A 19,334-nucleotide genomic window follows, 5' to 3' on the forward strand; every position below is an offset into this window, starting at 1 on the left:
CCTTGGCCGGCAACTTCCTGCACGATCAACTGGAATGGCTGGCGGGCGAAGGGTTTGCCCTGGACGATGCGCCGCAGGCGGCACCGGACCGGGCCGACCCGCCACCAGGGGCCGCGTCCGGCGACCCCACCCCCTCGGCCCTGGCGCGCCGCCTGCTGGCGCGTTGCGAGCGCGCCGGACGCGGCGACGCCCAGGCCGCGGCGGTGCTGGCCTGGCTGCGCCGGGTGCTGGTGCAGCCGCTGGCTGGCCCGCTGGGCCAGGGGCCGGACACCACCCTGACCGTCCTGGGGCAGCGCGGGGCGGTGCTGGCCGAAATGGAGTTCTGGCTGCCGGTGGCCCACCTGGACGCGCCGCAGGTGGACGCCCTGTGCCGGCAGCACCTGTGGCCCGGGCGCCCGGCGCTGGAGCGGCCGGCCCTGGGCGCCCGCACCCTGCACGGGCTGATGATGGGTTTTGCCGACCTGGTGTTCGAGCACGAGGGCCGCTGGTGGGTGCTGGACTACAAGAGCAACCAGCTGGGCAGCGGGCCGGCCGCCTACACCGACGACGCCCTGGCCGCGGCCATGGGTCAGCACCGCTACGACGTGCAGGCCGCGCTCTACCTGCTGGCCCTGCACCGGCTGCTGCGCCAGCGCCTGGGGGCGGCCTACCGGCCGCAGGCCCAGCTGGGCGGGGCGGTGTACCTTTTTCTGCGGGGTCTGGATGGGCCCAGTGGCGGCGTGTGCGTGCTGCCGCCGTCGCTGCCTTTGCTGGAGGCGCTGGAGCGGGCCTTCGACGTCCCCCCGGCGTCCTCGCCGGACCCGCTGGCGGCCGCGCCTGCCGCAGCCCCCGATACCTTCTTGCCGGACCGCTGACCATGAACCCAGAACGTCCCGTCCGCGGGCGGTCCCGGCCGCCGGCCGGCGATCCCCACACCCTGCCGCTGTTTGCCCTGCAGGACGAGGCCGCGTCCCTGCCCACGCCTGCCCCCGCAGGCGACGGGCCGCCGGCCGAGCCCGCGCCGGCGACCGTGCTCCAGACCCTGGCCGACTGGGTGGCCGCGGGCTGGCTGCGGCCTCTGGACCTGGCGCTGGCCCGTTTCCTCCTGGCCCACGACCCGCAGGCGCCGCCGGCGCTGGGGCTGCTGGCCGCCTGGCTGTCCTGCCTGGAGGGCCAGGGCCACACCTGCCTGGTGCTGGAGCCCGCCTTGCTGGAGGGCAGCGCCGCCAGCCGGGCCGAGGCCTGGGGCGCCCAGCTGGGCTGGCCTGCAGCCGCGCGGCCCGGCCTGGGCGCGCTGCTGGCGCAGGCACCGCAGGCCGAGGGCGCTCACTGGCTGCGGACGCTGGCGCGCAGCCGTTGTGTGGCGGTGGAGGGAGCTGGGGCGCAGAAGGGGACTGAGCGGCCCGAGGCGCCCGAGGCGTCTGCCAGGACCGGGGGGCTGGCCGGCGCGGGCGGCACGCCCCCGCTGGTCTGGGTGCCCCCGGGCCCGCAGGGCCCCGGCCGCCTGTACCTGCGGCGCTACTGGCAACATGAGCAGGCGGTGGCCGCGGCCCTGCAGGCCCGCTGCGCTGCGGCCGATGCGGGACCTGGGGCGCCGTCTGCGCCGGCGCTGGCCCGGGTGCGCCACTGGCTGGACCGCTTTTTTCCGGCGCCGCCCGCAGGGCCGGATCCTGCCGACGCCGAGCCGGACTGGCAGAAGCTGGCCTGCGCGGTGGCCTGGCGTGGCCGGCTGGGCGTGATCACCGGCGGCCCCGGCACCGGCAAGACTTACACCGCCGCACGCCTGCTGGCCCTGCTGCTGGCCACCGCCCCCGACCCTTCTCGACTGCGGGTGGCCTTGGCCGCGCCCACTGGCAAGGCCGCCGCGCGGCTCAAGCAGGCCATTGACACCGCCCTGGCCGAACTCGAGCGGCAGATGGAGGGTGAGCAGGCGCCGGACCTGCGCCTGCTCACCGCCCGCATCGGCCCGGCGCGCACCCTGCATGCCCTGCTGGGCGCCCGGCCCGACAGCCGCCAGTTCCGCCACGATGCGCTGCATCCGCTGCCGCTGGACGTGCTGATCGTGGACGAGGCGTCAATGATCCACCTGGAGATGATGAGCGCCCTGTTGGTGGCCCTGCCGCCACAGGCGCGTTTGATCCTGCTGGGCGATCGCGACCAGCTGGCCTCGGTGGAGGCCGGGGCGGTGATGGGTGACTTGTGCCGCGACGCTGCCCAGGGCCGCTACCGGCAGGAGACCGCGGCCTTTGCCGCCGCGGCCACCGGCCAGCGCTTGCCGCCGGTGTGGGGCGACGAGGCGGGCCCGGACCTGGCCCAGCAAACGGTGATGCTGCGCCGCAGCCGGCGCTTCGAGGGGGCCATCGGTCAGCTGGCCCTGGCCGTCAATGCCGGCGAGGCCACGCGTGCCCGTGCGGTGCTGCGCCAGGGGTCGGCCGGCCCGCAGCCGCCGCTGGCGCTGCGGGAGCCGGCCATGCCGGCGGCCGTGGCCGCCCTGGCGCTGCATGGCCGCCCGGGGGCGCTGGAGCCCGGTGGTGGCGGCGGTTACCGGCCGTATGTGGACCTGCTGGGCCAGATGCCGGCCGGCGCGGCGGGCCTGTCCGCCTACGAGGCCTGGGTGAAGTCGGTGCTGCGGGCCTTTGACCGGTTTCGGGTGCTCACCGCGGTGCGTGAGGGCGAGTGGGGGGTGGCCGGGCTCAACCGCCTCATCGCCCAGCACCTGGCCAGCGCCCTGGGGCCGACCACCGGCTTCAGACCGGAGGGCGGCTGGTATGTGGGCCGCCCGGTCATGGTCACCCGCAACGACGCGGCGCTGGGCGTCTTCAACGGCGACATCGGCCTGACCCTGCCCGCCGGGCCGGCCGCCGGCCAGGGCGCCCATCGGCTCAAGGTCTGGCTGCTGGAGGGTGAGCAGCTGCGCAGCGTCGCCGCCAGCCGTCTGGCCCATGTGGAGACCGCCTATGCCATGACGGTGCACAAGAGCCAGGGATCGGAATTTGCCCACACGGTGCTGGTGCTGCCACCGGGCGGCGGCGCGGTGGCCGGCCGCGAGCTGGTCTACACCGGCATCACCCGGGCGCGCACCGCTTTCACCCTGGTGGCGGCGCAGGCCGGCACGCTGGAGGAGGCGCTGGCACGGCCGACGCGGCGGGCCAGCGGCCTGGCCGCAGCACTGGCGTTCAAGGCATCAGCGTGATGACCAGCCGGTCCTGATAGGTGCCGGCGGGTGCCTTGCTCAGGTCCTGCCCGGCCATGCGCGCCCGCAGGGTGATCGTCTGCTCGCTGTGGCGGGCGATCGTGGCCTCGGCCGGCTCCACCTCCACCCGGTAGGGCAGCAGGGCGCCGTTCTCCACATGGCGCAGCTGGGGCGTGCCGCTGCTGGACGGGGCGTTCTCGCCGGTGTCGGCGCTGACCGCGTAGCGGGCCACTGGCGAGCTGCCTTGGCACTGCAGGCGCAAGGTGGCGGTGGCCGTGGCGGCGGCGGCCTGGGGTTGCAGGGGCCCGAAGTCCAGGCCGGAGGAGGCGCTGGTCCAGGTGCAGCGGTCGCGGGGCAGCACCACGGCCGTGACCCGCACGCTGGCGGTCTCCGGCCGCACCGGCGAGGTGCCCAGCGCCAGCGCTGCGGCCAGCAAGGCCAGTGCCCAGCGGCGTGCCGCCGGGCGCGGCCGGCCGCGGGGGCCGGACGGGCCGCGTGGCAGGGGCCGCAGGGCGCGCAGAGAAGGGATCGGCTGGCTCATTGTGGGTGACGGGCAGAAAAGACCTGCCTGTCACCCGCATATCGGACGATGCCCGCCCGCGCTTGAGGACGGGGTGGCTCTGCCGTCTCAGGGGGTCAGCGTCACCACCAGCTGGTCGCTGTAGCTGCCGGGCGCCACGTCTTGGCGCGGCGGCAGGCGGCCATAGAGATTCAGGCTGTAGGTGCGCAACTGGATGATCTGGGTCAGGCTCACGGTGACCGTGGCGGCGTCGGCGCCGGCGGTGCTGCCCCAGGGCAGGGTGCGCGCGGCGTCGCGGTAGATCTGGTAGTTCAGGCGGTCGTTTCCGCCGGCGCGCAGCTGCCGGGCGTAGGGGTTGCCGCTCTGGCCGCCACTCAGGGTCAGGGTGACGGTGAGGCTGGAGCCGGAGAGGATGCGCAGGCAGGTCATTTCCAGCGTGCCGGTCATGTCGGTGGGGGCGTAGGACGAGACGTCGTAGGCGCCGAAGCTCAGGCTGGCGGCGCCCAGGTTGCAGGCGATGGCGGCGGGGGCAGCCTGGGCGGCGGTCAGCAGCAGGACACCCAGCAGGGCGCGGCACTCACGGTGTCGGACAGGCATGGAGCTCTCCCAGGTTCACCTCGGGGTCGGTGGAGGCGGGCACCTCCAGGATGAATTCGCAGCGTCGGTCGGGCATCACCAGCACGGCGAGGTGGCGGCCCGGGCTCAAACCGTCCAGGAAGAATTCGCCCTGGGCGCCGGTGGGGCTCTGCAGCACCCTGTCGCCCACCCGCACGGTGAGGTCGGCATACGGGGCCGGGCGCCAGCCCGCCGGGGTCTGCACCCGCAGGCGGCCCTGGTGCACCTGCCAGGCCCGTACCTCAAAGCGCAGGTCCAGCCCCGCCCGGTAGCCTGGGCGCACCAGGCGCTGGCTGCTGTCGCTGATGCGGTTGAGCGACAGGTCGCGCTCCTCGAAGCTGACCTGACTCTGCACATAGGAGCCCAGCTGGGGCAGGAAGATCTCGCCCTGGGCATTGGTGCGGCCCACGTCGGTCTGGTTCAGCCGCACCCGCACGCCGGGGCTGTCGGGCAGGCTCACCAGCCCGTAGGCGTCCTGCACCGGGCGGCTGACCGCCCAGCGCTGGGCGATCCACACCAGGGACCCCGCCCAGCCCAGGGTGGGCACAAAGCTGGTGGACCCGGAGGCGCTGCGGTCGTGGCGGGCTTGGGCGAAGGCCTGGCCGTAGGGCAGGTTCCACAGCGCGCCGGCGCTCAGCCGCTGGGCCTCGCCGCCGTCGTCCGGCCGCTGGTGTTCAGCGCGCAGCTGCCAGGACAGGCCCTCGCCCAGTTGGGGCTGGGCGCTCAGCTGCAGGGCGCTGGTGCGGGCCCCGTCCTCGCGGCTCTGACTCAGCGTGGCGCTGGGTCGGTCCCGGGGCAGCCAGCTCAGGGTGAGCAGCCACTGGGTCGTGCCGGCCCCGGCCAGTGGTCGCGACAGGCTGAGGCCGGCCAGCAGCTCGGGCGCCAAGGCACGGTTCCAGCCCAGCTCCAGCTGCTGGCGTGCGGGGGTGACGTCGCTGGGGCGCCACGCCTGCCGCTGCCAGGCCATGCTGAGCTGGCCCACCGCCGGCAGGCGCACGCTGGCCTGGCCGACCAGCCGCCGCCAGGGCAGCAGGCCGTCGATGGTGTCGTCCTCGAACACTTCGCGCCACTGGGCCCGAAGCTGCCAGTCCCGGTGGCCGAACTGGTAGCCGGCCTGGGCCGCCCGGTCGGCCTGGCCCTGGTGGCGGCCCTGCGCCCAGGCCAGGTTGATCGCCCCCCAGCGGCCCAGCGTCCAGTCCACCTCGGGGCCCAGGTGGTGGCGGTCACGGCCCCACTGGCCCATCCAGCCCAGGGTCAACCGGTCGTCCAGCCCCCAGCGGTGGAAACCCGAGGCCAGCGCGCCCCGGTAGCGGGGCCCTTCGTCGCCCACCCGGTCCTGGGCCACGCCCAGGTGGTAGCCATACTCGGAGAGGCCGGCCCGCAGCTGGCGGGCGTCGGTGTAGCTGGACTGGCGCACCACGGTTTCCCGCCCCAGGGCGTCCCGCAGCACCAGGGTGACGTCGTGCAGGCCGGAATAGGTGCTCAGGTTGCTGAGCACCACCGGGCCGGCGCCCACCTGCTCGGTGCGTACCCGCACGCCGTCGAGGTAGACCTCCATCTGCGCGGCCGACGCCACCGCGCTGCGGATGCTCACGCTGGGCTGGCGCTGCTGGTAAGGATCGATGCCGGCGACCGTCTGGACGCCCAGGCCCAGCAGTGGCCGCTGGTCGCCCAGCGACAGCGACGAGCTGGTGTGATCCCCCAGGGTCCAGCGGCGCAGCAAGTCGGGCTGGTCCAGCACCCAGCGGGTGGCCGCCCGGTAGTCCAGCCGTCCGCCCTCGCCGCGGTTGTGCAGGGTTTCGTTGAGCAGCAGTCCTTGGGGCAGGTGCAGACCCAGCTCGGTGCTGAGCTGGCCTTGCCAAGGCGCCTCGTCGCGATCCGGCATGCCGTTGGAGGAGATCTGGTAGTTGAGCCAGCCGGTGCCTGTGCCGCGCTGCGGCGGCAGACGGGCCCGTCCCGGGTCCATGGCCAGCTGCTGTGGGGGCAGCCAGCTCGGATCCAGCGTGACGTGCAGGGTCAGGCTCTGGAGGTCCAGGCGCATCTCCTGCACCCCCATGCCGCGCAGCGAGGCATAGGGCAGGCCCTGCTGCATGAGGAAGGTGCCGGGCAGCCGCGCCAGCCCCAGGCCACGCAAGGTGTCCAGCGACACCAGGAAATCGCCGTCGGCCTGGGCCACCACCTCCTGGCTGCCTCGCGGCACGCCGTTGACGACCAGCTCGACGATCAGCGGTCCGACGGGGGGGGCTTCTTCCACCCGCAGCGGTGCGGCCCCCGGCCCGGCCTGGGGCGCTTCGGGTTGCGTCTGGGGCGGGGGGGCGGCCGCCGCGACAGGGGGCAGCGCGGCCGGGGCGGCTGTCGCAGAGTTCGCTGGCGGCGGTGCGTCCGGGAGGGTTGAGGGCGCGATCGCCGCCGGCGTCTTGCCGGCCCGGCGGGGGGGCGCTGGCGTGGGGGCGGGCGTTGCTGCCAGCAGCGGTTCGCCCACGGCATGGCGGGGCCAGGGCAGTTCGGGGGCAATGGCCAGGCCCGGCCAGTCCGCTGCCAATGCGGCCAGCCACCAGCCGGGTGGCAGGCGGGATCGCCGTGGGCCGGCCGACCGCCGCCTCACTTCTGGCACAGCTCCGGTGAGACCTCGATGGGCTGCTGCTGCGGCCCCTGCGGGGTGTCGATCAGCACCTGGAGGTTGCCGCGCAGCCCGCAGGCCCAGCCCGGGCGCTTGACCGTGAACCGCCGCGTGGCCCCCGCCAGCACATACCAGCCTTCGGTGCGCACCTCCTGGCCCACCGTGCCGCGCAAGGTCAGCGTGGTGGCGCGGACGTGGACATTGCCGGTGTTCTGCAGCTGGATCTGGGCCTCGTCGGGCCTGCCCGCCGGCAACAGGCTCAGCCGGAGCCCGGGGCGGACCTCGGCAGGCCGCACAAAGACCGGCACCGCAAAGCGCACGCTGACCGCCACCTGGCTGCCGCCACCGGCGTTGGCACTCAGCGGCGAAGGCAGTTCCTCCACAAACAGCCGGTAAGCCTCCTCCACTTCCCCGGGAGGGCGGCGCAGGCCCAGGCGGACCAGCCGCTGGGTGCCGGGGTCCACGTTCATCAGGCGCGGGTGGTAGAGCAGCTGCTCGCTGTCCTCCAACACGTCCTGGCCGTCGGCATCCTGGGTCCAGCGGGTGAGCTTGACCTGAACCCGGTTGACCAGCCCCTCATCGTTGCTCACGTTGACCGAACCGGAACGGCGCTGGGCCCCGTCAAGCTCCACGATCAAGGGGCTGACGCCCAGGGTCGCGGCGACGCCGGGGGGGGTGGGCAGCACGGACGCAAGGGCGGTGCCCAGGAGGGCGGCCGCGAAAGGGGGGCGCCGGCGGCACAGGGCCGGGATGGGCCAACGGAGGGCTGGGAAGCAAGGCATCATTTCAGTAGAACATGACACGCTGCGGATGCGGCCGCCGTCTCCTTGCCACCCGCCGGCGGGGGCGGGCAGGGCCGGAGCGGGCTCAAGGGCTCAGGGTCAGGGTCACCTGGTCCGCGTAGCTGCCTGCCTCGACGTTCTCCAGGTAGGCGGCGGTCACCGTGCCGGTGACCGTGATGGCCAGGTCGACATTCTTGGCCACACTGGCTGAGCTGGGGGTGACCGCCAGGTCGTAGGCCAGGAAGGCGGTGGACACGCTGGCGTTGACCATGCGGCGCCGTCCCACCGAGGCGGCATGCAGGCCGTCGTCGGCGGTGATCAGGAAGGTGGCAATTGGCGCGCTGCCCATGCAGCGCAGCGTGAGCCCGGCCGACACCACGGCGTTGGCTCCGCCGGCGGACAACGTGCCAAAGGGCAGGGCAGCCACGGTGCTTCCCCGGAACTGGCAGATATTCTTGCTGGGGACCGTGGCCGTCACCGGCACCGTGGAGGAGCCAGCGGCGCCAGCCAGCGGCGCCAGCAGCAGGCCTGTCAGCAAGGCCATCGCCAGCCGCAAGGTGTGTGGCGGCCCCTGCGGCGGACAGCGCGGAGGGCGGGGTAGACGGTCCATTTCAGCCAAGGCTCGATACGCCACCGGCCCGCGGCAGCCGGCAGATGCCAGCCCCACCGAAGGCCGTTTGCAGGCCCAGGGGGGCATTCCACCGGGCTGGGCTTGAGGCCTCAGGTCTCAGCTCACGGGTTGATGGTCAACACCAGGTTGCCGCTGTAGCTGCCAGCCGCAGCGTTCTGGAACGCCGTCTTGGCCACCGTGGCGCTCAGGCCCATGTTCAGGGCGGTACCGGTCACGCCGTTGCCGCTGCCAGTGGCGGTGTAGGAGAAGCTGTAGGCGATCAGCTCGGTGGTGGAGGTGCCGCCCAGCGCCATGTTGGCCGAGCCGGCGGTGCCGCTGTCGGTCACGGTGTAGCTGGTGCCCTTGGTGCACCAGAAGGCCGGCTGGGTCACCGTGGCCGACACGCTGGTCGCGGTGGTCGAGGGATCCAGGGTGCCAAAAGCGATGGCGCCGGCGCTGGTGAACTTGCAGACGCCCTGAACGGTGGCGGTGACCGGCACGGTGGCGGTGTCAGCGGCCGAGGCCAGCAGCGGAGCGGCCAGACCGGCGGCAACCAGGAGTCGAGCGGCGGAACGGAAGGAAGCACGCATGGATGAAGCCTTTCAACAAAGGGCACCCCAGGGGCGCCAAAACCTAGCGTGGACACGAGGGCCGAATCACAGCTGCATGTCCAACGCCCTGAGGCGATCCTGTCATGAATTTCTAACTTTTACAACCTGATACTTGATCGTTTACAAATTGTGAAAAAAGCGCTGCGCGTTTGCATCGCCCAATGGGGGCAGTGGCGCTCTGGACCGGCGATAGAGACTGCTGAGGTTTCGTGTGTGGCGTAGGCTTGATTGCCGAATCTGGCTAGCTTTCGTCACCGGAGTCAGGGCTGGCTGGTGCATGATGCGTTCCGTTACACGCCGGCGGGCCATTTGCCGCTGGCGGTTCGTCCTTCATGCGCTTTGACCTCATCACCCTCAACCTGGTGCTGGCCGTAGCTGAGACCGGTGCGATCAGCCGCGCCGCGGCGCGTGAGCATCTGGCCCTGGCAGCCGCCTCCAAACGCATCCGCGATCTGGAGACGCGATTGGGGGTGGAGCTGTTCCTGAGACGCGCCCGCGGCGTGGAGTTGACCGAGGCGGGGCGCGCGCTGGTGCGGCACATCCGGGGCCTGCATGCCTCGCTGAATGCGCTGGAGCGCGAGGTGGTCGAGTTCAGCCACGGCATCAAGGGGCATCTGCGTGTGGCCGCCAACGCAGCGGCCATTGCCGAGTGCCTGCCGCGGGATCTGGCGGAGTTCTCCCGCGAGCATCCGCACATCCGCATCAGCCTGGAAGACCTCAACAGTGCCGAAGTGCAGGCTGCCGTGGCCGAAGGTCGGGCCGATGTGGGCGTGGTCGCGCCGCCGGCACGTGACGAGCGCCTGAGGGCCTGGCCTTACCGGGAGGGGGGGTTGGCCGTGGTGCTGCCGCGCCACCATCCCCTGCAGGCCACCAGCGGTGCCTTGAGCTTTGAGGTCCTGCTGGACTACGACATCGTCGGCCTGCCCCCGGGGGCGTCGGTGCACGAGCTGATGCTGCAGCGGGCCTGGGCCTCCGGTCGCGCGCTGCCGGCGCGCCTGCAGGTACGCGGCTTTGACGCCATTGCCCAGCTGGTCGAGGCCGGCTTGGGCGTGGCGCTGTTGCCGCAGGCGGTCGCTGAACGCTTTGCCCGAGTCTTCGCCATCACGGTCCGGCCATTGGCCGAGGACTGGGCCCGCCGGACCTACCAATTGGTGGCGCCGGACCAACCGGTGCAGCCGGCCGCCGTGCAACGCTTCATCGATGCCCTGGCCTGCGGGCCAGGGGCCGCGGTGGCGGCGGGTCCTGCCGGCCGCAGTCCTTGAACTGAATCTCCGACAATCCAGCCCGGGGCGCCATGCCCTGCCAGACCCCTGCAAGAGAGCCACACATGACCGCTCGCACCCTCTACGACAAGCTCTGGGATGACCACGTCGTCCACACCGAGGAAGACGGCACCGCCGTGCTGTACATCGACCGCCATCTGGTGCACGAAGTCACCAGTCCCCAGGCGTTCGAAGGCCTGCGCGTGGCCGGGCGCAAGCTCTGGCGCGTCAGCTCGGTGGTGGCCACTGCCGACCACAACACGCCCACCACCGACTGGGACCAGGGCTACGACGGCATCAAGGACCCGATCTCCAAGGAGCAGATCGTCACCCTGGACGCCAACATCCAGGCGTTTGGCGCGGCGGCCTACTTCCCGTTCATGAGCCAGCGCCAGGGCATCGTGCACGTCATGGGGCCGGAAAACGGCGCCACTCTGCCGGGCATGACCGTGGTGTGCGGCGACAGCCACACCTCCACCCACGGCGCCTTTGGTGCGCTGGCGCACGGCATCGGCACCTCGGAGGTCGAACACGTGATGGCCACGCAGACCCTGTTGGCCAAGAAGGCCAAGAACATGCTGGTGCGCGTGGATGGCGTGGCACCCAAGGGGGTGACCGCCAAGGACATCGTGCTGGCCATCATCGGCAAGATCGGTACCGCCGGCGGTACCGGCTACACCATCGAGTTCGGCGGCTCGGCCATCCGCGCCTTGAGCATGGAAGGCCGCATGACGGTGTGCAACATGGCGATTGAAGGCGGCGCCCGCGCTGGCCTCGTCGCTGTGGATGAGAAGACCCTGGCCTACGTGAAGGGCCGCCCCTTCGCGCCGCAAGGCGTGGAATGGGATCAGGCCGTGGCCTACTGGCGCACCCTGCACACCGATGAGGGCGCGCACTTCGACAAGATTGTCGAATTGGACGCCGCGCAGATCCGCCCGCAGGTCACCTGGGGCACCAGCCCCGAGATGGTGCTCTCGATCGAAGACCGCGTGCCCGATCCCGACAAGGAAAAGGACGCCGTCAAGCGCGGCGCCATGGAACGCGCGCTGACCTACATGGGCCTGGAGCCCAACAAGGCGATCAACGACATCCGCATCGACAAGGTGTTCATCGGCTCCTGCACCAACAGCCGCATTGAAGACATGCGCGAAGCCGCCGCCGTGATCCAGCGCGTGGGCGGGCGCATCGCCAGCAATGTGAAGCTGGCACTGGCCGTGCCGGGCTCGGGCCTGGTGAAGGCGCAGGCCGAAGCCGAAGGGCTGGACAAGATCTTCAAGGCCGCCGGCTTTGAATGGCGCGAACCGGGCTGCTCGATGTGCCTGGCGATGAACGCCGACCGCCTGGAGCCAGGCGAGCGCTGCGCTTCCACCAGCAACCGCAACTTCGAAGGTCGCCAAGGCAACGGCGGGCGTACCCACTTGGTGAGCCCCGCGATGGCCGCCGCCGCCGCCATGGCCGGCCATTTCGTGGACGTGCGCCGCGTTTCCTGAACTTCACCCGGATCACAAGCCATGCAAGCATTCACCCTGCACAAGGGCCTGGTGGCCCCGATGGATCGCGAAAACGTCGATACCGACGCGATCATCCCCAAGCAATTCCTCAAGTCCATCAAGCGCACCGGCTTCGGCCCGAACCTGTTTGACGAGTGGCGCTACCTCGACCAGGGCGAGCCGGGCCAAGACCCGGCCAGCCGCAAGCCCAACCCGGATTTCGTGCTGAACCAGCCGCGCTACCAAGGCGCTTCGGTGCTGATCGCGCGCCACAACTTCGGTTGCGGCTCCAGCCGCGAGCACGCGCCCTGGGCGCTGGAGCAGTATGGCTTTCGCGCCCTCATCGCGCCGAGCTTTGCCGACATCTTCTTCAACAACTGCTTCAAGAACGGCGTGCTGCCCATCGTGCTGCCGGAAAGCCAAGTGGCCAGGCTGTTCGATGAAGTGTTCGCTTTCCCGGGCTACTCGCTCACCATCGATTTGCCGCGCCAGGTCATCGTCAAGCCGGACAGCACCGAGCTGCCGTTTGACGTGCAACCGTTCCGCAAATACTGCCTGGTGAACGGCTTTGACGACATCGGCCTGACGCTGCGCCACGCCGACAAGATCAAGTCGTATGAGGCCGAGCGCCTGGCCAAGATGCCTTGGCTCAACCATTCGATGGCCGGCTGACCTGCTGTTGCCGCGCTGGAAGGCTTCACGAAGCCGCCAGCGCCGTTCTGCCTTTTGCATTCTGAAGAAACGAGAACCCCATGAGCATGAAGATTGCCGTGTTGCCGGGCGACGGCATTGGTACCGAGATCGTGGCCGAGGCCGTGCGTGTGCTGAACGTGCTGGACCTGCCCTTCGAGATGGAGGAGGCCCTGGTGGGTGGTGCCGCCTATGAGGCGCACGGCCACCCGCTGCCACCCGCCACCTTGAAGCTGGCGCAAGCGTCCGACGCCATCCTGTTCGGCGCTGTGGGCGACTGGAAGTACGACAAGCTGGATCGCCCGCTGCGCCCCGAGCAGGCCATCCTGGGCCTGCGCAAGGCGCTGGGCCTGTTCGCCAACTTCCGCCCGGCGCTGTGCTACGAGCAGCTCACCCACGCTTCGAGCCTGAAGCCCGAGCTGGTGGCCGGCCTGGACATCCTCATCATCCGAGAGCTGACGGGCGACATCTACTTCGGCCAGCCGCGCGGTCGCCGCATCGCCACCGATGGCCACTTCCCCGGTGCCGAGGAAGCCTTCGACACCATGCGCTATTCCAAGCCGGAAATTGAGCGCATCGCCCACGTCGCCTTCCAGGCCGCACGCAAGCGCAGCAAGAAGGTCACCTCGGTGGACAAGGCCAACGTGCTGGAAACCTTCCAGTTCTGGAAGGACGTGGTGACCGAGGTCCACAAGGAGTACCCGGACGTCGAACTGGAGCACATGTACGTGGACAACGCTGCCATGCAGCTGGTGAAGGCGCCCAAGAAGTTCGACGTGCTGTTCACCGGCAACATGTTCGGCGACATCCTGAGCGATGAGGCTGCGATGCTGACCGGCTCCATCGGCATGCTGCCCTCGGCCAGCCTGAACGCCAAGGGCCAGGGCCTGTACGAACCCAGCCACGGCAGCGCGCCGGACATCGCAGGCAAAGGCATTGCCAATCCTCTGGCTACAATCCTGTCCGCTGCCATGATGCTCCGTTTCTCACTCCAACAGCCTGAAGCCGCCGACCGGATCGAGTCGGCTGTGCGTGCTGTGCTGGCGGCGGGCTACCGCACCGCCGACATCTGGAGCGAGGGCACCCAGAAGGTGAGCACGCGCGAGATGGGTGATGCCGTGGTTGCGGCCATCACCGGCAAAACCATTAAGAGCTGACCCAGCTCGGTTTCGTCTCGCCCCCACTCCTGGACCCCGGCGACGCGAGCCGGGGAAGCTGGGGTCCGGGAATCACGCATCACAAGGAATCTGGAAATGGCACTCGTAGGTCTGGTCGGATGGCGCGGCATGGTCGGCTCGGTCCTGATGGATCGCATGCAGGCCGAAGGCGACTTTGCGCACTTCGAACCCCTGTTCTTCTCCACCTCCAACGCCGGCGGCGCCGCCCCGGCCCAGGCGAAGAACGAAACCACGCTGCAGGACGCGTTCAACATCGACGCCCTCAAGCGCTGCGACATCATCCTGACCTGCCAGGGCGGTGACTACACCACCGAGGTGTATGCCAAGCTGCGCGCTGCCGGCTGGAACGGCCACTGGATCGATGCCGCCTCGTCGCTGCGCATGAAGGACAACGCCGTGATCGTGCTCGATCCGGTGAACATGCCCGTCATCAAGGACGCGCTGGCCAAGGGCGGCAAGGACTGGATCGGTGGCAACTGCACCGTCTCCTGCATGCTGATGGGCGTGGGCGCGCTGTACAAGGCCGGCCTGGTCGAGTGGATGAGCTCCCAGACCTACCAGGCCGCTTCCGGCGGTGGCGCCCAGCACATGCGCGAGCTGCTGACCCAGTTCGGCACGCTGAATGCCGAGGTCAAGGACCTGCTGGCCGACCCCAAGAGCGCCATCCTGGAGATCGACCGCAAGATCATCGGCAAGCAGCGCACCCTGAGCGCGGGTGAGACCGCCAACTTCGGCGTGCCGCTGGGCGGCTCGCTCATCCCCTGGATCGACAAGGACCTGGGTAACGGCCAGTCGCGCGAAGAGTGGAAGGGCATGGCCGAGACCAACAAGATCCTGGGTCTGGGCGAGGGCTTCGGCTCGGCCGCCATCCCCGTGGATGGTTTCTGCGTGCGCATCGGCGCCATGCGCTGCCACTCGCAAGCGCTGACCTTCAAGCTCAAGAAGGACGTGCCCGTGGCGGACCTGGAGGCCATGATCGCGGCGGACAACGAGTGGGTGAAGGTGGTGCCCAACACGCGCGAGGCCACCATTCAAGATCTGACGCCCGTGGCCACCACCGGCACGCTGACCATCCCCGTGGGCCGCATCCGCAAGCTGGCGATGGGACCGGAGTACGTGGGGGCCTTCACCATCGGTGACCAGCTGCTCTGGGGCGCTGCCGAACCCCTGCGCCGCATGCTGCGCATCCTGCTGGACGCTTGATTGACAGGCGGAACTGCTTCCAATCGTTAATGGCGGCCACGGATGTTGTCCAGGGGCAACTTGGCCGCAATTCGCGAGATAGGATAGGGCGGTCCCTCGCTCACGTCAGGTAATGGATGAGCTAGGCAAGCTATATGCTTGATAAAGTGGTGCTTTCCCCGTCTTTTCTGTTTCTTCGGCCACAGTGAAGTCCGGGAGGGGGGGAAGCTTGGCGGCGGCGCCCATGGGCGCGCGCCGGACGCGTTTGGAGACGCCTTGAAAAACGACACGCCCATGGCCGCTCGTCACCTGCTATCTGCCGTTGCCGCGGCCGCCTTGCTCTCCTGTCTTCCGCATGCGTCCGCCTTGACGCTGGGTCGGCTGACCGTGCAGTCCGCCTTGGGTGAGCCCTTGGTGGCGGAGATCGACGTCACCTCGCTCACGACGGAGGAGGGGGTGTCCCTCAAGACCGCCGTAGCCTCCCCGGATGCCTATCGGGCCGCCGGGGTCGACTACAACGCGGTGCTGTTGGGCGCGCAGGCTGCCCTGTTGCGCAGACCCAGCGGCGAGGCGTTCATCCGCGTGACCGGTGATCGCACCGTCGCAGAGCCCTTCCTGGACCTCATCCTCGACTTCTCCTGGTCGGGCGGCCGTCTGCAGCGTTCCTACACCCTGCTGATCGATCCACCAATTCGTGGGCAGGCGCCGGCGGCCGCCCCTGTGGCGGCGCCGGTGGCCCTCGGTGCGGCCCCCGCCGCACCGGCGGCGCCTGCAGCGCCCGCCACCCCGGTGGCGCCGCCCGCTGCCGCTGTGACGCCTGCGCCTGCCGCAGCGCCTGCGCCTCGGGCGCCCGCATCCCTGCCACCGGCGCCTCGTCAAACCGCCGCTGCGCCGGCTTCATCCCGTCCTGCGGCCGCCGCACCTGCGGGCACTGTCACCGTGCGGCCTGGCGACACCTTGGGAGGAATCGCGCGCAGTCAGCTGAGTTCGGGTGTTTCCCTCGACCAGATGGTTGTGGCCCTGTACCAGCAGAATGAAGGCGCTTTCATTGGCGGCAACATGAACCGCCTGCGCAGCGGAGCGGTGCTCAATCTGCCGTCGGCAGACGAAGCGCGTGCCATGCCCGCCGACCAGGCGCAGCGTGTGATCCGCGCCCACAGTGCCGATTTCGGAGCCTTCCGTCAGCGTCTGTCGGGTGCTGCGCCCGAGGTGTCGGCAGATCGCGCGCCGCGTGTGGCCAGTGGCAAGGTGGAGGCTGCGGTCCAGGACAGGCGGCAAGGTGCAGGGGCTGCGCCGGCCGACCAGCTCAGTCTGTCGCGTGCGCCCGCCAAGGCCGCCAGCACGCCCGAGGCCCGGGTGTCCCGCGAAACGGAGAAAAAGGCTGCCGAGACGCGGGTGGCGGAGCTCACCCGAAACGTCGAGGAGCTGCGCAAGATTTCTCAGGACAAGCCAGGTGCGGCCGCAGCCGCCTCGGCAGCCAAACCCGCAGCGCCGGCTTTGCCGGTGCCGGCCATGCCGGCGCCCGTCGCCAGCAAGCCTGCCGCGCCTGCCGCGCCTGCCACGCCGCCCTCCGCGGCAGCCAAGCCTGCCCCTGTGGCCGCGCCCGCGGCTTCTGCCCCGGCAGCGCCGTCGCTGGTGTCCGGTGTGCCGTCGGCTCCGGTGGCCGCCTCGCAGCCTGTCGCTGCGGCCAGTGCCGTGGTCAAGCCGGCCAGCGCGCCCTCCAAGCCTCGCCCCGCCATGCCGGTGCCTGCGCCCGTGCAGGAGGAGAGCTTCCTCGATTCCCTGACCTCCAATCCTTTCGTGCTGCCTGGCGCGGTGGGCTTGGTGGCCCTGTTGGCCGGACTTGGCGTGATGCGCCTGCGCCGCCGCGGCAATGACGCCGGCACCGAGACCTCCTTCATGGAGAGCAAGCTGCAGGCGGATTCCTTCTTTGGTGTCAGCGGTGGGCAGCGGGTGGATACCCGTGACGGTGCCGGCGCACCTTCATCCAGTTCCCTCAGCTACTCCTTGAGCCAGCTCGATGCGATCGGTGATGTGGATCCAGTGGCTGAGGCCGATGTGTACCTGGCTTACGGTCGCGACCTCCAAGCCGAAGAGATCCTCAAGGAGGCCCTGAAAACTTCTCCGGATCGGGTGGCCATCCATACCAAGCTTCTGGAGGTCTATGCCAAGCGCTCGGATCTGGCGGCTCTCGAGTCGGAGGCCCGGCAGGTGCAAAGCTTGACCGGCGGCATGGGTGAAGAATGGCAACGTGCCCAGGAACTTGGCCGGCAGGTCGACCCTGGGAACCCACTCTACACCGCCGCAGATTCGGCAAGCGTCGACATCGACACGTCCACCGATCCGGCCGACGGCATGCTGGATGACGATGTTCCCCGTGGCATGGCGCCGGTGGCTGTAGTGGGAGCCGCGGCCTTGGCGACGGGTGCTGCGGTGGCTGCGGCCGCGCAAGAATCTCCGCTGTCGCTGGACACGACCCCCTCGAGTTTTGATGCGGATTGGTCTGCGGATGCGCCGGTGCAGCCGGATGACCTGGATCTGGACATCGACCTTGACGCCGGATCCAAGCTCGTCGGCTTGGAAGAGACCCGCCCGGGGACCATGTTGCAGGCACCGAGCGTGCTCTCGGAACTGCCGAATTCGGAGTTTGATGTCGCCGCCGCGGAAGGCTTCCCCGAGCTGGAGCCTACGGGCATGCAGCCGCTGGGGGATCTTGCCGAACTTGACGAGATCAGCGATCAGCGATCAGCGCCCGCCTCGTCGCCGATGGAGTTCGACTTTGGCGACTTGACCCTGGATCTGGATACCCCGTTGACGGGTGGACCGTCTGCGTCCTCGTCTGCGGACGTCGGGCAGTCCGAGCCCCTGCTGCCTTCGTTTGAAGGGGCGGAATCTCTGTCCTTCGAGCTGGAGGACGAGGCCGATGGCGGTGACCCCCTGCAGCGCAAGGTCGAGCTGGCCGATGAGTTCCGGCGCATTGGTGATCTCGACGGGGCCAGGGAATTGCTCGAAGAGGTGATTGCCAAGGGTTCCGCGGGCCTGAAGGCGCGCGCGCAGGCCATGCTGGATGATCTTGCCTGACGCGGGAGCTGCCGGCTCCGGCCGACGGATCGCGCTGGGCTTGAGTTACGCTGGACAGGGCTACCACGGTTGGCAGCGCCAACCCCAGGGGCGAACCGTGCAGGGCGCCTTGGAGGAGGCCCTGAGTGTGTTCGCCGCCCAGCCAGTGCACACGGTGTGTGCCGGGCGTACCGACACCGGTGTCCATGCCACCCTGCAGGTCGTGCATTTCGATGCTCCGGTGCAGCGCGCCGACTTTTCCTGGGTACGTGGCACCAACCGCTACCTCCCGGCAGACATGGCGGTGCAATGGGCTTGTCCCGTGCCGGACGCTTTCCACGCTCGATTCAGTGCCGTAGGCCGGCGCTATCGGTATGTGCTGCTGGAGTCAGCCGTTCGCCCCAGCTTGGAGGCGGGGCGGTGCGGATGGACGTTCCGGCCGCTGGATGGCGAGGCCATGCGTGCGGCGGCCGCGCGGCTGCTGGGGGTGCAGGACTTCAGCTCCTTCCGGTCGGCGGAATGCCAGGCCAAGTCGCCGGTCAAGGAGATGCGTCGGGTCGACATCCGACGGTCTGGCCATCTCTGGTGTTTCGACTTTGAGGCCAGTGCGTTCCTGCACCACATGGTTCGCAACATCATGGGTTGTCTGGTGGCCGTGGGCACGGGATCTCGGCCGCCGCTTTGGTTGTCCGAGGTGATCGCGGCCCGTTCCCGTGATGCGGCGGCACCCACCTTTGCGCCCGATGGCCTGTATTTCCTAGGGCCCTGTTATGAGCCGCACTGGGGCTTGCCGGAGCTGTCTCCGGCCCAAAGCTGGTTGCCCTGAGGCCTTGCTCCCTGCCTGCCGGCCACGTGCGGCAGACCCTGAATGACCGAGGTGAAACGATGCGATCCGATCTCCACCGCACGCGGATCAAGATCTGTGGCTTGACCCGCGAGGCCGACGTGGATGCCGCTGTCGAGGCGGGCGCTGACGCCATTGGTTTGGTGCTCTATCCGCTCAGTCCGCGCCATGTGTCGCTGGAACGTGCACAGGTATTGGCCAGGCGCTTGCCTCCGTTCGTGCAGGTGGTGGGTTTGGTCGTCAACGCCAGCGCGGCTGAGCTTCGCACCGTGACCGAACAGCTGCCGCAGGCCTTGATCCAGTTCCATGGTGATGAGTCGCCTCAGGCGTGTCAGGCCTTCGGCCGGCCCTATCTGCGGGCGGCCAGGATGCGACCTGGCTTCGATTTGCTAGACTTCGCCCACCAGCACCCCGATGCTCAGGGCATCCTCTTGGATGCACACGTAGAAGGCTATGGCGGGGGTGGAAAGGTGTTCGATTGGTCTCTCGTACCCGCAGGCGTGTCCCGTCCGCTCGTTTTGTCTGGTGGGTTGAATCCTGCAAACGTGATCGATGGGGTGATGGCCGTCCGGCCCTGGGCCGTTGACGTGAGCTCCGGCGTGGAGCAGGCCAAGGGCATCAAGGATGCCGGCCTGATGCGCCGTTTCTGTGAGGCTGTCCGCGAGGCGGATGGTCGACTGGCGGATGCCATCACCTGA

At 69.8% G+C, this 19,334-nt stretch carries 16 protein-coding genes; 10 read left to right on the forward strand and 6 right to left on the reverse strand.

Annotation, left to right across the window (positions count from 1 at the left end; all coding sequences use genetic code 11):
* Both G3A44_RS13065 and recD read left to right on the forward strand, forming a co-directional pair.
* Positions 1-854: PD-(D/E)XK nuclease family protein (locus G3A44_RS13065; protein ID WP_203561408.1), on the forward strand; the 854-nt coding region annotated here is incomplete at its 5' end.
* Between the two features lie 2 nt (positions 855-856).
* Complete coding sequence (gene recD, locus G3A44_RS13070) at positions 857-3,172, forward strand: exodeoxyribonuclease V subunit alpha (protein WP_163457977.1); 2,316 nt, start codon at positions 857-859, stop codon at positions 3,170-3,172.
* Here recD and G3A44_RS13075 read toward each other — a convergent pair.
* The 6 genes from G3A44_RS13075 to G3A44_RS13100 all read right to left on the reverse strand — a co-directional run bounded on the left by G3A44_RS13075 (position 3,156) and on the right by G3A44_RS13100 (position 8,909).
* Positions 3,156-3,713 carry a spore coat protein U domain-containing protein gene (locus G3A44_RS13075; RefSeq protein ID WP_163457978.1) on the reverse strand — a complete coding sequence of 186 codons (558 nt, stop codon included), beginning with the start codon at positions 3,711-3,713 and terminating at the stop codon, positions 3,156-3,158. The two genes, recD and G3A44_RS13075, sit on opposite strands and share 17 nt — an antisense overlap.
* Positions 3,714-3,800: 87 nt before the next feature.
* Positions 3,801-4,289, reverse strand: coding sequence for a Csu type fimbrial protein (locus G3A44_RS13080; RefSeq protein WP_163457979.1), 489 nt, complete (start codon positions 4,287-4,289; stop codon positions 3,801-3,803).
* Entirely contained in the window at positions 4,270-6,561 is a 2,292-nt protein-coding gene (locus G3A44_RS13085) for a fimbria/pilus outer membrane usher protein (protein WP_163457980.1), read from the reverse strand. Before G3A44_RS13085 ends, G3A44_RS13080 begins: the two co-directional genes overlap by 20 nt.
* Positions 6,562-6,908: 347 nt before the next feature.
* Entirely contained in the window at positions 6,909-7,613 is a 705-nt protein-coding gene (locus G3A44_RS13090; protein WP_163457981.1) for a fimbrial biogenesis chaperone, read from the reverse strand.
* A gap of 181 nt (positions 7,614-7,794) precedes the next feature.
* Positions 7,795-8,253 carry a spore coat protein U domain-containing protein gene (locus G3A44_RS13095; protein ID WP_163457982.1) on the reverse strand — a complete coding sequence of 153 codons (459 nt, stop codon included), beginning with the start codon at positions 8,251-8,253 and terminating at the stop codon, positions 7,795-7,797.
* Between the two features lie 188 nt (positions 8,254-8,441).
* A complete protein-coding gene (locus tag G3A44_RS13100; protein ID WP_163457983.1) occupies positions 8,442-8,909 on the reverse strand; it encodes a spore coat protein U domain-containing protein in 468 nt (155 codons plus the stop codon).
* Positions 8,910-9,262: 353 nt separating this feature from the next.
* Here G3A44_RS13100 and G3A44_RS13105 point away from each other — a divergent pair, with 353 nt between their 5' ends.
* The 8 genes from G3A44_RS13105 (at position 9,263) to G3A44_RS13140 (ending at position 19,334) form a co-directional block, all read left to right on the forward strand.
* A complete protein-coding gene (locus G3A44_RS13105) occupies positions 9,263-10,192 on the forward strand; it encodes a LysR family transcriptional regulator (RefSeq protein ID WP_163457984.1) in 930 nt (309 codons plus the stop codon).
* 65 nt (positions 10,193-10,257) lie between these two features.
* Entirely contained in the window at positions 10,258-11,682 is a 1,425-nt protein-coding gene (gene leuC / locus G3A44_RS13110; protein ID WP_163457985.1) for a 3-isopropylmalate dehydratase large subunit, read from the forward strand.
* 21 nt (positions 11,683-11,703) lie between these two features.
* Complete coding sequence (gene leuD, locus G3A44_RS13115; protein ID WP_163457986.1) at positions 11,704-12,354, forward strand: 3-isopropylmalate dehydratase small subunit; 651 nt, start codon at positions 11,704-11,706, stop codon at positions 12,352-12,354.
* An 86-nt stretch (positions 12,355-12,440) separates the two neighbouring features.
* Complete coding sequence (leuB, locus tag G3A44_RS13120; RefSeq protein WP_163458073.1) at positions 12,441-13,529, forward strand: 3-isopropylmalate dehydrogenase; 1,089 nt, start codon at positions 12,441-12,443, stop codon at positions 13,527-13,529.
* Positions 13,530-13,625: 96 nt separating this feature from the next.
* A complete protein-coding gene (asd, locus tag G3A44_RS13125) occupies positions 13,626-14,753 on the forward strand; it encodes an aspartate-semialdehyde dehydrogenase (RefSeq protein WP_163457987.1) in 1,128 nt (375 codons plus the stop codon).
* Between the two features lie 255 nt (positions 14,754-15,008).
* The gene (locus tag G3A44_RS13130) at positions 15,009-17,813 is read left to right on the forward strand and encodes a motility hub landmark protein FimV (protein ID WP_239061864.1); all 2,805 of its coding nucleotides are present in this window, start codon (positions 15,009-15,011) and stop codon (positions 17,811-17,813) included.
* Positions 17,800-18,618, forward strand: coding sequence for a tRNA pseudouridine(38-40) synthase TruA (gene truA / locus G3A44_RS13135; protein WP_163457988.1), 819 nt, complete (start codon positions 17,800-17,802; stop codon positions 18,616-18,618). Before G3A44_RS13130 ends, truA begins: the two co-directional genes overlap by 14 nt.
* A 59-nt stretch (positions 18,619-18,677) precedes the next feature.
* The gene (locus tag G3A44_RS13140) at positions 18,678-19,334 is read left to right on the forward strand and encodes a phosphoribosylanthranilate isomerase (RefSeq protein WP_163457989.1); all 657 of its coding nucleotides are present in this window, start codon (positions 18,678-18,680) and stop codon (positions 19,332-19,334) included.

Origin of the sequence: Ideonella livida, from assembly GCF_010499455.1 — a bacterium.
Taxonomy (GTDB): domain Bacteria; phylum Pseudomonadota; class Gammaproteobacteria; order Burkholderiales; family Burkholderiaceae_C; genus Ideonella; species Ideonella livida.